Origin of the sequence: Burkholderia sp. AU19243 (assembly GCF_018148075.1) — a bacterium.
Classification (GTDB): domain Bacteria; phylum Pseudomonadota; class Gammaproteobacteria; order Burkholderiales; family Burkholderiaceae; genus Burkholderia; species Burkholderia latens_A.
This window is the reverse complement of the sequence record NZ_JAGSTV010000004.1, coordinates 464,099-478,646: the sequence shown is the minus strand read 5'-3', so window position 1 is coordinate 478,646 and position 14,548 is coordinate 464,099. Positions and strand designations below refer to the sequence as shown.

Below are 14,548 nucleotides of genomic sequence, written 5' to 3'. Positions count from 1 at the left end.
GCTCAGGGAGAACGCCATGTCCAGCGCAGCTCGTCATCCGAAACTTACGCGTCGCAGTCTCCGTCGTCAGCAAGGCGCCGTCGCGATCATCGTCGGTCTCGCACTGGCGGTGATGATCGGGTTCGTCGGGCTCGCGCTGGATCTTGGCAAGCTGTACGTCACGCGCAGCGAACTGCAGAACAGCGCCGACGCCTGCGCGTTGTCCGCTGCGCGCGACCTGACCTCGGCCATCAGCCTGCAGGTCGCGGAAGCGGACGGCATCGCCGCCGGCCACTCGAATTTCGCGTTCTTTCAGCAGAACGCGGTGCAGATGCAGACGGATTCGAACGTCACGTTCAGCGATTCGCTGACGAATCCGTTCCTGACCAAGACGGCGGTCACCACGCCGGCGAACGTCAAATACGTGAAGTGCACGGCGCAGCTGAGCAACATCGCGCACTGGTTCATCGAGGTGCTCAACACGATTCCTGGCGTGCGGGTCGCGAACGCGGCGCAGGTCACGGCCAGTGCGATCGCGACGGTCGGCGCCGGCCAGACCACCTGCGCGATCCCGGTGTTCGTGTGCCGCGCGGCGTCCAGCGCGCCGTACAAGGTCGGCGACTGGATCTCGTCGCCATCCGGCTCGTCGACGACGTACGGGCCGGGCAACTTCGGCTGGGCGGCGCTCGACGGGTCGACGAACGAACCGACGATCGCAAGCGAGCTGTCGGGCAATACCTGCAACATCGTGTCGCCGCCCGACCTCGGATCGACGGGCCTGAAGGCTGCGTCGCTGCGCGCATGGAACACCCGCTTCGGCATCTACACGAACGGCGCGAACGGCTCGAGCGGCCAGCCGGATTTCACCGGCTACGCATATGTCGGCCCGAACTACGGGCCGCCGGGAACGCCCGGCATCGTCGGCGATGCGTACACGCAGTTCGTGAAGGATCGCGCGGCGTTCAAGTCGTACCAGGGCGATGGCGCGCCGCCAGCCGGCAGCGGCATCGCGACCAAAGGAACCGCCACGGCCAGCAACTACCAGACCTACGGCGGCGACCGCCGGGTTGCGCTTGCGCCCGAGGGCGACTGTTCGACGCTGTCCGGCGCAAGCAGCAAGCTGCACGTCACGCAATGGGACTGCGTACTGATGCTCGATCCGCTGCCGTTCAGCCCGGGCGCCGGCGGCGTCGTCGCGCATCTCGAATACCTCGGCTCGGCATCGTCCGGCAGCACGCCCTGCGCGACGCACGGCTTGCCGGGCAGCGGCAGCTCGGTCGGCCTCAAGGTGCCGATGCTCGTTCAATAGAGGAGACGCGATCATGAAAATGCCCCCGATTCGCCGCTCGCGCATGCGCGGCATCGCCGCGGTCGAATTCGCGCTGGTGCTGCTGCCGATGACCGTGCTGGCGACCGGCGTGGCCGAGTTCGGGCGCGCGATCTACCAGTACGAGACGCTCACCAAGGCGACGCGCAACGCGGCGCGTTATCTGTCGGTGTTTCTGCCGACGGACAGCGCGTATCCGCTTGCGGCGGCGCAGTGCCTCGTCGTGTACGGCAATACGACGTGCGGCGCTGCCGGCACCGAACTGCTGCCGGGGCTTACGACGTCGATGGTGATCGTCTGCGACGCGCAGCATACGACCGATTGCGCGGACGCGTCCGATCCGCCGCAGTTCGCCAACCTGCCGACCTACGACTCGACCAACAACGCGGCAAGCGGCACGGCGACCGGCAGCATCAACGTCGTCGAGGTGAAGGTGAAGGGTTACAGGTATCAGCCGATTCCGGCGTACCCGGGGCTGTCGTCGATCACCTTCGGCAACATCGTCACCGTGATGAGGCAAGTGTCATGAACGCGCGCCCGCTTTCGCTACCTCGTCGCCGCGTTCAACGCGGCGCGACGATCGTCGAATTCGCGCTGGTCGCGTCGATCCTGGTGCTGCTGCTGCTGGGCATCCTCGAATTCGGGCGCGTGCTGTTCTACTGGAACACCGCGAGCGAAGCGCTACGCCTCGGCGCACGTACGGCGGTCGTCTGCGACGTGAACGCGGCCGGCGTCGTGAAGCGCGTACGCTCGCTGCTGCCGATCCTGTCGAACGCGAACGTGTCGGTTACCTACACACCGTCGGGTTGCGACGTGAGTTCCTGTTCGTTCGTCACGCTCAGCGTCACGAACGTGTCCGTCAAGACGATGATTCCGATTGCGAACGCCACGCTCACGATGCCGCCGTTCACCACGACGCTGCCGCGGGAAAGCCTGAACTCCACGACGGGCGGCACAGCCTGTCAATAATCGAACCGACGAGGCACTGTCATGATCAATATCCTCGTAGCTGCCGACGATACGGCCCGGCTCACGCAGATCGCGCGCATGGTCACGGAATGCGGAAACTATCGCGTGACGCGTGCGCATGGGCGACCGTCCCAGATCGAGCATCGGACCGACGGGCTCGATTCGTTCGATATCCTGCTCATCGACGGCGCCGTGACCGACGCGGCCGAGTTGTCTGCCATCGAGCGCATCTGCAGGCTGCATCCGGGCCTGACCGGCATTCTCGTCGCGGCCGATGCATCGCCGCACGTGCTGCTGGACGCGATGCGCGCCGGCGTGCGCGACGTGCTGCAGTGGCCGATCGATCCTGCCGCGCTTGCCCGCGGCCTCGAGCGTGCGGCCGCCCAAAGCACGCGGCGCGACGCCGAAGACACGCGATTCGTGTCTTTCATGTCGTGCAAGGGCGGTACGGGCACGAGTTTCGTCGCGAGCAACGTGGCCTACGAGATCGCCGAGGTCTACAAGCGTCGCGTGCTGCTGGTCGATCTCAATCAGCAGTTCGCGGATGCCGCGTTCCTCGTCAGCGACGAGACGCCGCCTTCGACGCTGCCGCAGCTGTGCGCGCAGATCGAGCGGCTGGACGGGGCATTTCTCGATGCGAGCGTCGCGCACGTGACGCCGACGTTCCACGTGCTTGCCGGCGCCGGCGATCCGGTGAAGGCCACGGAAATGCGCGAGGACGCACTCGAATGGATCCTCGGCGTCGCCGCGCCTCGCTACGACTTCGTGATCTTCGATATCGGCGTCAGCGTCAATCCGCTGTCGGTCGTTGCCCTCGATCGCAGCGACCAGATCCAGCTCGTGCTGCAACCCGCGATGGCGCACGTACGTGCGGGCCGCCGTCTGATGGAAATACTCGTGTCGCTGGGCTACCCGCCCGATCAGGTTCGGCTCGTGGTGAACCGGATGACGCGTGCCGGCGACCGGACCCGTGCCGCGCTGGAGGAAGTGCTTGGCCTGCGCGCGAGCTGCACGATCCCGGACGACGCCGACACGGTGCGCGAAGCGCTCGATCTGGGGCATCCGGTGTCGTGCGTCGCACGCGGCGCCACGGTCGCGCGTGCGTTGCAGGGGTGCGCGAAGCAAATCGTCGAGGGGGACGTGCGGGCCAGGCCCGGCGCCTCCAGCAGCGAACCGTTGATGTCCCGGCTGTTCGGCCGCAAGGCCACGCCGAAGCTCAAGTCCATGTGATCTTTCGGGGAATCCATCATGTCATTGCGCGAACAGATGTCCTTGCATCGGACTCAGCCGCTGGCGGCTGTCACCGAACCGGGTGCGGCCACGCATTCGTCGGTACGCGATGCGTATCAGAAGCTTCGCCGTGAAATCCATCTGGCCGTGCTCGAGCGCGTCGAGCTCGAGCGCCTGTCGCGCCTGCCGCAGGATCAGGTCCGCCAGGAAATTGCCGTATTGATTTCGCGCATCCTCGACGACGAGCGCATGCCCGCGAACGACATCGAGCGGCGCCAGCTCGCGATCGACATCTACGACGAGATGTTCGGCTTCGGTCCGCTCGAGCCGTTGCTGCGCGACCCCGGTATTTCCGACATCCTCGTGAACACCTATCGGCAGGTGTACGTCGAGCGCGGCGGCCAGCTCGAGCTGACCGACGTGACGTTCTACGACGATGCGCACCTGATGAAGGTGATCGAGAAGATCGTGTCGCGGGTCGGGCGTCGTATCGACGAGTCGAGCCCGATGGTCGATGCGCGGCTGCCGGACGGTTCGCGCGTGAATGCGATCATCCCGCCGTCGGCGATCGACGGGCCGCTGATGTCGATTCGGCGCTTTGCGGTCAACCCGCTGAAGATGGACGACCTGGTGCGCTACCACAGCCTCACGCCGCCGATGGCCGAACTGCTCGACGCGTTGGCCAAGGCGAAGGTCAACGTGCTCGTGTCGGGCGGCACCGGCAGCGGCAAGACGACGCTGCTCAACATCCTGTCGGGTTTCATTCCGCGGTTCGAGCGGATCGTGACGATCGAGGATGCGGCCGAGCTGCAACTGCAGCAGCCGCACGTGCTGCGCCTCGAGACGCGGCCGCCGAACATCGAGGGCAAGGGTGAGATTACGCAGCGCACGCTCGTGCGCAACGCGCTGCGCATGCGTCCCGACCGGATCATTCTCGGCGAAGTGCGCGGCGCGGAAGCGCTCGACATGCTCAATGCGATGAATACCGGCCACGAAGGTTCGCTCGCGACCATCCATGCGAACACGCCGCGCGACGCGCTCACACGACTCGAGAACATGATCAGCGTCGGCGGTCTGTCGTTGCCGCCGAAGACGATGCGCCAGCAGATCGCATCGGCGATCTCGGTGATCGTGCAGGCGACGCGGCTCACCGACGGCAAGCGCAAGATCGTCAGCATTCAGGAGTTGACCGGGATGGAAGGCGACATCATCAACATGCAGGAAATCTTCACGTTCAAACGCACCGGCGTGGATCGCGACGGCACGGTGCGCGGCTATTTCTGCGCGACCGGCGTCCGGCCCAAATTTGCCGAGCGGCTGCAGGCATTCGGCATCGACCTGCCTGATTCGCTGTACGACCCGTCCAGGCACTTCGAGACGAAGTGACGGACGGCGCGGTCCGATCCCGGGGAGGCGACATGGACTCGATCTTTTACGGTTTTGTGATTCTCACTTTCGTCGCGGTCGTGCTTGCGATCGAAGGCGCCTATCAATGGTGGAATGCACGGCATGGCGCGGCCGCGCGCCGCATCGAGTCGCGGCTGCGCGCGATGTCGGCTGGCGGCAATGTGCAGCAGGAGCGGCTGTCGATCCTGAAGAAGCGGATGCTCGACGAGTCGAAGCCGCTCGACCGGTTGCTGCTGCGTGTGCCGCGCGTACAGGCGATCGATTTGCTGCTGCAGCAGTCAGGGCTCGACTGGAGTGTCGCGAAACTGGCGACGCTGACCGTCGCGTTTCCGCTGGCGATCGGGCTGACTCTGCTCGTCACGCCATTGCCGACGGTCGTCTCGGCGCTTGTCGCGTTGCTGAGCGCGTGCTTGCCGACGATGTATGTGCTGCGTCATCGCAACCGGCGGATGGCCAAGCTGCATCGGCAGCTTCCGGACATCTGCGACATGATCTCGCGCGCGCTGCGCTCCGGTCATTCGTTCACGAGCGCACTGGGGATGGTTGGCGAGGAGTTTCCCGACCCGATGGGCGGCGAGTTCCGGATCACCTTCGACGAGATCAACTATGGCGTGTCGCTGCACGACGCGCTGGTGAATCTCGCGACCCGCGTGCCGGCTGACGACCTGCGCTATTTCGTGATCGCGGTGCTGATCCAGCGCGAGACCGGCGGCAATCTCGCGGAACTGCTCGACAGCATTGCGGCGCTGATTCGCGAACGTTTCAAGCTGTTCGACAAGATCCGCGTGCTGTCCGCGGAAGGGCGGCTGTCGGCATGGATCCTCGGCCTGCTGCCGTTCGCTACCGCGTCGCTGATGGCCATCGTGAATCGCGAGTTCTTGTCGGTGCTCTGGACGGATCCCGCCGGGGTGAAGATGGTCGGCACGATGATGGTGTCGATGGCCTTCGGTCTCGTCTGGATGCGTCGCATCATACGGATTCGCGTCTGACGCGTGTCACAGGCTTCACGAACCGTTTCGAGGTTGTCATGCAAAACCTGAGCGTAGTACACACCGTGATGCTGGCCGGCTTGTTCATTTTCGTGGCCGGTGGCGTGCTCGTCGCGATGCTGCTGTTCGCGCCCCGCAGCATGCAGCGCCGGCTCCAGCAGGCGAGCGGCGGTATCGGCGTCGGCGCGGACGGCGGCGGCAACGCGGGCCCGCACTGGGTCGAGAAGCTCGTCGAGCTGTCGAAGCCGATTTCCAAGCTGTCGGTGCCGGAGGAGGGGTGGGAGAATTCGCCGTTGCGCCTCCGGTTGATGAATGCCGGGTGGCGTGACCAGAACGCGGCCGCGCTGTACTTCACCGCCAAGACGCTGCTCGCGCTCGCGCTGCCGTGCGCCGCCCTGTTGATGCTGATCACTACGCGGCTCGCGGAACAGCGCATGTTGCTGTCGTTCCTCCTCGTCGCGCTGGCCGGGATCGGTTACTACTTGCCGAACGTCGTGCTGACGCGGCGTGTCAATGCGCGCCAGCGGACGATCTTCGAGGATTTCCCGGACGCGCTCGACCTGCTGACGGTATGTGTCGAAGCCGGGCTCGGACTCGATGCGGCGTTGATGAAGGTGAGCGACGAATTGCGCTTTCGCAGCGAGGTGGTCGCAGGCGAATTCGATTTGTTGCTGCTCGAGATGCGCTCCGGCTTCACGAAGGAGACGGCGCTGCGCAACCTTGCGCTGCGGACCGGCGTGGAAGATATCGAGTCGTTCTGCGCGATGCTGATCCAGGCCGACCGTTTCGGCACGAGCATCGCGGAGTCGTTGCGCGTGTTGTCGGACATGCTGCGCACGCGGCGGCAGATGCGGGCCGAGGAACGGGCCGCGAAGATCGCGCTGAAGTTGTTGTTCCCGTTGATCTTCTGCATTTTCCCGGCACTGATGATGGTGCTGCTCGGGCCGGCGATGATCCACGTGTATCGCGTGCTGCTGCCGACCTTCACCAGTATCGGGCAGTGACCCGCGGCGCGGAGCGGCCGCGCGAGACTGACAAGCGTGTTGGCGGGGCCTCCCCGGCCGGCACGTCCACCGTCTTCATGGGAGGCTCCTCCTCCCCCCGGGCGGCGTCGCGAGACAGGTCGATCATAGCGGCGTCAATGCAACCCGGACCCATGGTCGACCCTGGACACAGCCATAGTCCACTGCCCGCGCGGGTGGCCCCCTACGGCTTCAGTCGTAACCGGGCGGTGCACCGGCCCCGCTCGCGTTACCGGCCTGCGTCGTTCTCGCTCGGCGATTGCTCCGGTGTGCCGCATGCACAGTGACCGCATGCGACGTGAATGCGGGAACGCGCATGCGCGCGGCGATATTCGGTCGGCGACATGTCGAGGTGACGCCGAAACAGATGCGCCAGGTAATCGCCGCTGCCGAGCCCGCTGCGGCGGGCAATCGAATCGACGGGCAGCGCGGTGCGTTCGAGCATCGTTCGCGCGTGGGCGAGTCGCACCTGCGTCAGCCACGCGCTCGGCGTCATGCCGATTTCACGCGTGAAGCGGCGCAGCAGCGAACGCTCGCTCATTGCGACGAGGGCGGCGGCTTCCCGGATCCGCACGGGGCGGGCAAAGTTGGATGCGAGCCAGTCGGCGACATGGCGCATCTTCTCGGGCATCGTCCACTCATTCAACGGAATGCGGATCGCCCGGGCGTCCGGGCGGTCGGCACCGCGTGCGGCGCCGTGACGTACGGCGTGAAGTGACGTTGGGGTGTCGCTCCGGACCGATTCGCTCTGGTCGTCGTATTGGCGTTCGTTGTCGCAGGCACTGCACGTCGAGCGTCGAGCGTTCGGGATGAGTGGCATCAAGAGGGTTGTCCTGTCGTTGTCATGTGAGGATTGTCGATGCGGTTTCGGACATTCGATGTCCGGATGCAGAACGAAGCTGCGCCGTCTGCGGCATCGTTCCGATCGATTCCTTGCGACTTCAGTCCTCGTCGAGCGCGGGCGCCTCCATCGCGTCGAGTCGGGTCGCGATCAGTGCAAGCAGGTCGGTGCGCACGGCGATCCTTCCATCGGGTCCATGCACGGCCGATGCATGCAGCGCGCGCGCGAGTGCATCGAGCGCGGCGCAGCTGTCGAGCGTGCCGGCAATTGCCCAATGGCCGGCGCGGCGATTGGGCAACTGGCGTGTGTGTCCGGCAAGCAGCGCGACTTCGCTGCGTGCACCATCGCGCGACCGCACCATCGCACCGTTGGCGCCGATGCTGTTCCAGCAGAATCCGTCTGACCGGCGCGCCGAAGGCTTGACGACGTGCACGACGATGTCTGCGCCGACGGCCGCGCGATCCCGAGCGATCTGCCATGCGAGCCGCGGATGTTGCGATTGCAGCCAGGGCAGCCACCCCTGTGCGGTGCGTTCGTCGATTCCCCACAACCGCAGCGCAACGCGAAGTACGCGCCGTAGGCCGTCGGGTGCGTGTGCATTCGATGCGTCGCTGGCGTTGAGGTGATCGATGGGTCGGGTCATAGGGTGGAGGCACGAGTGAAGGAAAGCGGATGGTGTGCCTTCGTCGGGACAAAATATGTCCCTTCTTGCGTCCCGACGAGAATGGCGTGTCGTACGACCCTCGGGACACGATTTGTCCCGATGCGAGGCTAAGGTGGCGGCGCGCACGATCGACGCCGCCGGACGCGTGACTCGCGAACGATTTGATTGCGATGCGGCGGTCGGTCAGGCGGACCGGTTTTGCGGAGCAGGCGGCCGCAAGCACGTCGCGGCACGCCACCCTCGACGGCAGGCGATCCCGCGTTCGCGCCGCCGGTGCGGTCCGCGTGCCGCCGCCTCATTGCGACGCCGGACGATCGATGCCTTTACAACGTTTTTCAAGGATCCCCATGAACGGCTATCCGTCACCGCTTGAAAGTCTTGCCGCGTTTGCCATTGCGTTTGCCGCTGGTGTGTTGTCGACCGCCGTGCTTACCCGATACGTCGACAAGTTGCATGCCGATGCACGGCGTGCGGTCGGCGAAGGCCGTTGACGATCTGACCGGCACCGGCACCGGCACCGGCACCGGCACCCGGTCGGAGATGCGCACGCGATCTGCGGCGTGAGACGGCCGGGGCGGCGGCTTGCTGGGTGCAAGGGCGATGTCCGGGACGACGCGCGTCGTATTAAAGAATCAGGGTCTGGTGCCGTAAATCAGGGAGATTTCTCTTCAAGGCCCGATTCACGCCCCATGCCAGACCTCGATCGCGACATCATGCGCCTGCTGCCCGACGCCGGCACGCATGCGGACTACGTCAGCACGCCGGAGTTGTATGCGCGGATGCAGGACACCGTGCCGGACCTTCCTTCGATCAAGACAGTGCTGCGTCGTCTCGCTGAACTGGAAGCGCGCGGCCTCGTGGAGACCGACCGGCGCGGCACCGCTTCGGTGTGGCGCCGCAAGGACGGCGCGAGCGGCATGGCCGCCAAGGCGGGCTCGATCATGAGCTTCGACGAGGCGCTTGCATTGCAGACGTTGCGGCGCTTCTCTTCCCGGCAGATTCCCGGGCTTGTCGCCGATTCGATCTCCGCGTTGTTCAGGATCGCGGATGCGCGGCTCGAACGGCCCGTCAGCGAATCGGAACGGAAGTATGCGCGCTGGACCGCGAAGGTCGCGGTCGAAAGCGGCGGCTTTTCCCTCCACTATCCGTCCATCGACCGCAAGATTTTTGCGGCCGTTTCGCGCGCGCTCTTCGAGGAGCGCAAACTGAAGATTGTCTATCGGCCGCGCCACAACGCGGACAACGAGACGCCGAGGATCGTGCTGCCGCTCGGTCTCGTCGAGGTCGGCGGACTGGTTTACATGGTCGGCGCGACCGAGGGCAAGCCCGAACCGACGCTGTACAGGATGGACCGGCTGTCGCGCGCCGAGGCGATGCTCGAATCGTTCGTGTATCCGGCGTCGTTCTCGCTCGAGGTCTACGTGAAGCAGCAGCGACGCTTTGACTTCATGGTGGACAAGGCGGTGAAGTTGTCGCTCAAGTTCGTCAACCAGGCCGGCGACCATCTGCTGGAGGCGCCGCTGTCGCTGGACCAGACGACGCGCCGCACCGACGATGCGCTATTCGTGCAGGGCACCGCGATGCTGAGCCAGCGGTTGCGCTGGTGGCTGCGCTCGTTCGGGCCGAACGTCGAAGTGCTGGGGCCGGCAAGCCTGCGCGCCGAGCTGGCGGCCGAAGCGCGGGCACTCGCGCGGATTTACGGCGGATAACGGGCGGCGCATGGCTCAGATTTTTCCGAATGGCTGGGATGCGATAGCGGTCAGCGGTGCAGCACAACGCGAGATCGAGACGCTCGAGATCCTGCGGCGCGACTTGCCGGACAGCTACACCGTTTACCACGGTGTGCACTGGACGCAGCTCGACCGTGGTTTCGCCATCTTCGGTGAGGCCGACTTCGTTGTCGTCGGACCGTCCGGCCGCGTGCTCGTGATCGAGCAGAAGTCTGGCCTGCTCGAAGAAACCCCGAACGGTTTGGCCAAGGTATACGGGACGACCCGCAAGAGCGTGCCCGCCCAGCTCGCGAGGACAATAGCAGGGATGCACGGCCGCTTCACGACGGCCTTCGGCTCGATGCGCTATCGGCTCGAGGAGTTGTTGTACTGTCCGGACTACCGCGTCATGCGGCCGGAGATCGCCGGCGTGAACCCGGCGAGGATTGTCGATGCACGGCGCCGTACCGCGCTGGCGACGATCATCACGACAATTCTTCCTGCCGACGAAGTGCGCCTGCCCTGTGCCGATCGCATTCATGCGTTTTTGAGCGACGAGCTGTCGCTCACGCCCGACGTCGGCGCGACGATCGGCGAGGTGGCGCGCGTCGTTACGAGAATCTCCGGCGGTCTCGCGACGTGGGCACGGGCGATCGAGTGCCGGCCGTTTCGCCTGCGGGTGATCGGCACGGCCGGATCGGGCAAGACGCAGCTCGCGTTGCGTGTGCTCGACGATGCGGCAAGGGCGGGGCGCCGGGCGCTCTATCTGTGCTTTAACCGTCCGCTCGCCGACCATCTGAGCTTGATCGCGCCGTCCGGCGCGACCGTGCTCACCTATCACAAGCTCTGTCAGCAAGCAGCGGCGCGCCGCGGCGATACGATCGATTTTGCCGACGGCGACGTATTCGAGCGGCTCGAGCGCGCACTTGCCGGCTGGCAGCCGGACGAAGCCGAGCGCTTCGACACGATCGTCGTCGACGAAGGGCAGGACTTCGTGCAGGAATGGGTGGCGCCGATCGAGCGGCTGCTGAGCGCAGAGGGCAGGCTGTGGTGGCTCGAGGATCCGATGCAGAACCTCTACCGGCGCGACGGCGTCGCGCTGCCGGGCTATGTCGAGGTGCGGGCGATGTCGAACTATCGCAGTCCGCGCGACATCGTGCGCTTTGTCGGTGCACTCGCGGGTGCGCCGATGGGATTCGAAGCCGCCAGCCCGTTCGACGGTTCGGACGTGGAGCTCATGACCTATGCCGGCGCAAACGCGGCGCCGACGACGCGCCAGGCAGTCGACGCCGCGCTTGCGGCCGGTTTCGCGCTGTCCGACATCGCGCTGCTGAGCTTTCATGGCCGGGACAAATCGATGTTCACCGTGCTGGACAGGCTCGGCAGGCATGCGTTGCGCAGCTTCACCGGCGCGTACGACGCGCACGGCGCACCCGTTTACCGGGATGGCGAGCTGCGGTTCGAGTCGGTGTTCCGGTTCAAGGGGCAAAGTGCGCCGTGCGTGATTCTGACCGAAGTCGATTTCGACCACTTCGACGAGATCACACTGCGACGGCTGTTCGTTGGCGCGACGCGGGCGACGGTCAAGCTGTTTGTCGTCATGTCCGATCGCGCGGCGCGGATGTTGATGGAACGGATCGGGTAGCAGCGCAGTCGTGAACGCTACATGCCAGGGTCCCGTGTGTGCGCCGCACGCGTGGCGATCTCGCCGGCCGGCACACCGGCATCCGTCATCCACCGCGCCATGCGTTGCGGACATGAATTGTCCAAACCATGCGATATCTTCGCCGACGGCGGATTCGGAGCGCAAGGCGCCCCTAAAGAACGGCACGACCGTGCCGTTAGACCCTTAGCGGCAGTCCGCTTCCGGCGACGATGCAGCATCGCGAGCGTGCGATGCGGAAGCTCACGTTATCACGGCACTGGATTTTCATGAAAAGCGCGCGAGCGGCACAGGCAGAACTTGGCAAACTGATCGATCGGATCCGCACCATCATCTCGAGCGACACCTCGGTTGGCAACTACTTCGACGACGAACACCGTTGGTTGAACGATCGCGAGCGAATCTGGCGGAACGATGCATTCCGCATCGGGCTGATGGGCGTCACCAGTTCCGGAAAGTCGACACTGGTCAACGCGCTGCTCGGCGCGGAGCTGCTGCCGCGCGCGGTGCGCCCGAGCTCCAATAGTCTGGTCGTGTGCGAATGGGGCGAACAGCTCGAGTGCACGATTCATTTCGACACGGCGGGTGCGAAACCGAAGTCGCTGACCGGCAGCTCGATCGCGAAGCGGCTCAAGCACTACGCTGACGAAGAGACGAACCCCGGCAACCGCGAAGGCGTCGCGGAGATCCGGCTGCGCTCGCCGGACTTCCGGTTCCGGCGCGGCGTCGCACTGATCGATACGCCGGGGCTCGATGCGGCCGGCCATGACGATCACGAGCGGCTCACGCTGGAGGTGTTGTTGCCGACGGTGGATGTCGTGGTATTCGTCGCGACCTGCAAGGCCAATTCCGACGAGAAGATGCGCGATTACGTGTGCATGGCGGACGAACTCGGCAAGCCGATCGTCGTCGTGCAGAACATGATCGACAGCGTGACTCCGAAGCTGGGTCAGAACGGCGAACAGCTGAAGAGCTGCACCGAGGTGCTGGTCGAGCATCGCCGGCGCGTCGAGGGCGTGCTCGCGAAGGCGGGCGTCAAGGCTGCCGGGGTCTGCCAAGTCTCGGCCAGAATGGCGCTCGAGCAGTGGGACGATCGTTCGGGGATGCCCGATTGCGCCGCGTTGATCCAGCGGCAACTCGATGCGCTGGCGCCAGCGATCGCGAGCGGACGACGCCGGCAGCTGGACGACTACCTGACCAGACTCATCAAGCGCGAGTTGGAACCGGGCGATCAGGCCGCCGTATTGCGGCGGCAACACAAGGAGGCGGAGCGGCTATCGGATCTTCGCCGCACGCTTGCCGCACGCTACGCGTCGTTGCGGGAGGAGGCCGGACGCGTGCCGGCCGCGCGCGGCATCGAAGCCGATGCGCTGCGACACGAAGCGGCAGCACTGACCGCGACCGACATCGACGCGGCACATGCATTGAAGACGCGCGTCGAGCAATGGCAGAAGCGATCGGCAAAGGCCCTCAGTGAACTGAACAAGCGGTTGAATGCGCGGATCGCGGATGATTGCACGACGTTGAATTTGCGTACGGAGGACATCGATCTCGCCGCGAAGCTGGCGCGGCCCGCCAGTACACTCAAGATCGAAACCACCGAACGCACGCGCACGGTGCGGACCGAACAATCGAGCGGCTGGGGCTGGTTGAAGCGCAAGGTCGATTTCTTCGATCAGAACTGGGGCTATGACGAGCGGACCGAGAACTGGACTGAGATCCGCGATATCGGGGCGTTCCGGAAGTCCGTCGCGCATGCGATCGACAAGGAACTCGATTTCGTGGACGGCTTCGTCGAGGCGGCCGTCAAGCGCATCCAGCAGATCGACCGGCAGTTCAAAAGCGAAGTCTCTGCGCAGGAGCGGGGTGTGGTTGCGAAGATGGCGGCGGCGAGCGCCATCGTTCAACGCAAGGCCATCGCGCAGCAACTCGATGCCTTGCTTGCCGAGCCGCGGCAACCTGCCGCTGCGCCGCAAGCGGACACGGGCGCCGCGCAGATAACGACGCCAGCGGTCGAACCAGAATGGCACGACGTTGACGTGCCGGCGATCGTGTTGACAATGGCGCGGCTCGCCAGGCGGATCTCGCGCCGACGCTTTCCCGATCTGCGGGACCAGGTGCTGACAGCCGCGACGGGCAAGCGCTCGCGCGACGGTCGACGCGTGCTGATGCTCGGCTACGACGCGGACAGCCTCGGCGACTTCGTCGACCGGTTCTGGTTCGACACGCTGAAGGGCTCCGATAGCGGGGCGGCGGGCTTCACGTCACGGAGCTTCGACACCGGCCGCTTCGACGAAATCGCGGTGGCCGTGCCGGCCGCCGGCACGCTCGACGCGGTACGCGAATTCATGACGTCGCCGTGCGTGATCTTCCTGATGCTCGACATCCAGCAGATCGGTGCGACGAAGAGCGCGCTGGATCGCTCCGGCATTCGGTTCGGCTCGCTCAAGCATCCGATCGTCGCCGTCGTGCAATCGATCCGCGAGCTTGAGCGATCCGGCTCGATCGTCGAGGCGCTGCGCGAACTCAAGCGGCTGTGCGACGAGCGCGGCTATCCGCTTGCCGGCGTGCTGGTCAACGACGAGAAAGATGTCTACTCGACGCTCGCAAACCGCCTGCTCGTCGCGGAAAAGCCGTTCGAAACGATCGCGGAGCAAACGCAGTTCATTGGCGGGCTTCCCGAATACCACCGAAAAGATGCCGCTGCGATCATCCGCTCCTGGGGGGCGATCGCAGCCTGACGCCGGT

Annotated in this window: 13 protein-coding genes; 10 read left to right on the top strand and 3 right to left on the bottom strand. The window is 65.4% G+C overall.

The annotated features are described in order from the left end of the window. The first annotated feature begins 16 nt into the window (after positions 1–16). Genes KDW55_RS10920 through KDW55_RS10890 form a run of 7 tightly spaced genes read left to right on the top strand, consistent with a single transcriptional unit; the run spans position 17 to position 6,905 of the window. Positions 17–1,288, top strand: coding sequence for a TadE/TadG family type IV pilus assembly protein (locus tag KDW55_RS10920; protein WP_038571793.1), 1,272 nt, complete (start codon positions 17–19; stop codon positions 1,286–1,288). A gap of 43 nt (positions 1,289–1,331) precedes the next feature. Beyond that, positions 1,332–1,835: a TadE/TadG family type IV pilus assembly protein gene (locus tag KDW55_RS10915; protein ID WP_174554690.1), complete on the top strand. Its 504-nt coding sequence runs from the start codon at positions 1,332–1,334 to the stop codon at positions 1,833–1,835. Beyond that, a complete protein-coding gene (locus tag KDW55_RS10910) occupies positions 1,832–2,275 on the top strand; it encodes a TadE family protein (RefSeq protein WP_038571798.1) in 444 nt (147 codons plus the stop codon). Before KDW55_RS10915 ends, KDW55_RS10910 begins: the two co-directional genes overlap by 4 nt. Before the next feature lie 21 nt (positions 2,276–2,296). Then, positions 2,297–3,505, top strand: a complete 1,209-nt coding sequence (locus KDW55_RS10905) for an AAA family ATPase (protein WP_059545589.1) — start codon at positions 2,297–2,299, stop codon at positions 3,503–3,505. A gap of 18 nt (positions 3,506–3,523) precedes the next feature. Further along, positions 3,524–4,891 carry a CpaF family protein gene (locus KDW55_RS10900; RefSeq protein WP_069242360.1) on the top strand — a complete coding sequence of 456 codons (1,368 nt, stop codon included), beginning with the start codon at positions 3,524–3,526 and terminating at the stop codon, positions 4,889–4,891. A gap of 32 nt (positions 4,892–4,923) precedes the next feature. Continuing rightward, positions 4,924–5,901, top strand: a complete 978-nt coding sequence (locus KDW55_RS10895) for a type II secretion system F family protein (protein WP_069242361.1) — start codon at positions 4,924–4,926, stop codon at positions 5,899–5,901. 38 nt (positions 5,902–5,939) lie between these two features. Then, positions 5,940–6,905: a type II secretion system F family protein gene (locus KDW55_RS10890; RefSeq protein WP_059545585.1), complete on the top strand. Its 966-nt coding sequence runs from the start codon at positions 5,940–5,942 to the stop codon at positions 6,903–6,905. A 247-nt stretch (positions 6,906–7,152) separates the two neighbouring features. Here KDW55_RS10890 and KDW55_RS10885 read toward each other — a convergent pair whose 3' ends face one another. The 3 genes from KDW55_RS10885 to KDW55_RS10875 all read right to left on the bottom strand — a co-directional run bounded on the left by KDW55_RS10885 (position 7,153) and on the right by KDW55_RS10875 (position 8,976). Continuing rightward, on the bottom strand, positions 7,153–7,554 hold the full coding sequence (locus KDW55_RS10885) for a helix-turn-helix domain-containing protein (RefSeq protein ID WP_069242363.1): 402 nt from the start codon (positions 7,552–7,554) through the stop codon (positions 7,153–7,155). Positions 7,555–7,864: 310 nt separating this feature from the next. Next, positions 7,865–8,407, bottom strand: a complete 543-nt coding sequence (locus tag KDW55_RS10880) for a hypothetical protein (RefSeq protein WP_069242364.1) — start codon at positions 8,405–8,407, stop codon at positions 7,865–7,867. 383 nt (positions 8,408–8,790) lie between these two features. After that, entirely contained in the window at positions 8,791–8,976 is a 186-nt protein-coding gene (locus KDW55_RS10875) for a hypothetical protein (protein WP_212160681.1), read from the bottom strand. A gap of 141 nt (positions 8,977–9,117) precedes the next feature. Here KDW55_RS10875 and KDW55_RS10870 point away from each other — a divergent pair, with 141 nt between their 5' ends. The 3 genes from KDW55_RS10870 (at position 9,118) to KDW55_RS10860 (ending at position 14,541) form a co-directional block, all read left to right on the top strand. Then, entirely contained in the window at positions 9,118–10,137 is a 1,020-nt protein-coding gene (locus KDW55_RS10870; protein WP_038571822.1) for a WYL domain-containing protein, read from the top strand. A 10-nt stretch (positions 10,138–10,147) separates the two neighbouring features. Next, positions 10,148–11,782: an ATP-binding domain-containing protein gene (locus tag KDW55_RS10865; protein WP_038571824.1), complete on the top strand. Its 1,635-nt coding sequence runs from the start codon at positions 10,148–10,150 to the stop codon at positions 11,780–11,782. A gap of 287 nt (positions 11,783–12,069) precedes the next feature. Then, the gene (locus KDW55_RS10860) at positions 12,070–14,541 is read left to right on the top strand and encodes a dynamin family protein (RefSeq protein ID WP_212160682.1); all 2,472 of its coding nucleotides are present in this window, start codon (positions 12,070–12,072) and stop codon (positions 14,539–14,541) included. The last annotated feature ends 7 nt before the right edge of the window (positions 14,542–14,548 follow it).

Bases quoted from the DNA above. Each gene is read 5' to 3' on its own strand.
- KDW55_RS10910 (WP_038571798.1), top strand. From the start codon at position 1,832: ATGAACGCGCGCCCGCTTTCGCTACCTCGTCGCCGCGTTCAACGCGGC.
- KDW55_RS10870 (WP_038571822.1), top strand. From the start codon at position 9,118: ATGCCAGACCTCGATCGCGACATCATGCGCCTGCTGCCCGACGCCGGC.
- KDW55_RS10865 (WP_038571824.1), top strand. From the start codon at position 10,148: ATGGCTCAGATTTTTCCGAATGGCTGGGATGCGATAGCGGTCAGCGGT.
- KDW55_RS10880 (WP_069242364.1), bottom strand. From the start codon at position 8,407: ATGACCCGACCCATCGATCACCTCAACGCCAGCGACGCATCGAATGCA.
- KDW55_RS10905 (WP_059545589.1), top strand. From the start codon at position 2,297: ATGATCAATATCCTCGTAGCTGCCGACGATACGGCCCGGCTCACGCAG.
- KDW55_RS10885 (WP_069242363.1), bottom strand. From the start codon at position 7,554: ATGCCCGAGAAGATGCGCCATGTCGCCGACTGGCTCGCATCCAACTTT.
- KDW55_RS10900 (WP_069242360.1), top strand. From the start codon at position 3,524: ATGTCATTGCGCGAACAGATGTCCTTGCATCGGACTCAGCCGCTGGCG.
- KDW55_RS10895 (WP_069242361.1), top strand. From the start codon at position 4,924: ATGGACTCGATCTTTTACGGTTTTGTGATTCTCACTTTCGTCGCGGTC.
- KDW55_RS10860 (WP_212160682.1), top strand. From the start codon at position 12,070: ATGAAAAGCGCGCGAGCGGCACAGGCAGAACTTGGCAAACTGATCGAT.
- KDW55_RS10920 (WP_038571793.1), top strand. From the start codon at position 17: ATGTCCAGCGCAGCTCGTCATCCGAAACTTACGCGTCGCAGTCTCCGT.
- KDW55_RS10915 (WP_174554690.1), top strand. From the start codon at position 1,332: ATGCGCGGCATCGCCGCGGTCGAATTCGCGCTGGTGCTGCTGCCGATG.
- KDW55_RS10890 (WP_059545585.1), top strand. From the start codon at position 5,940: ATGCAAAACCTGAGCGTAGTACACACCGTGATGCTGGCCGGCTTGTTC.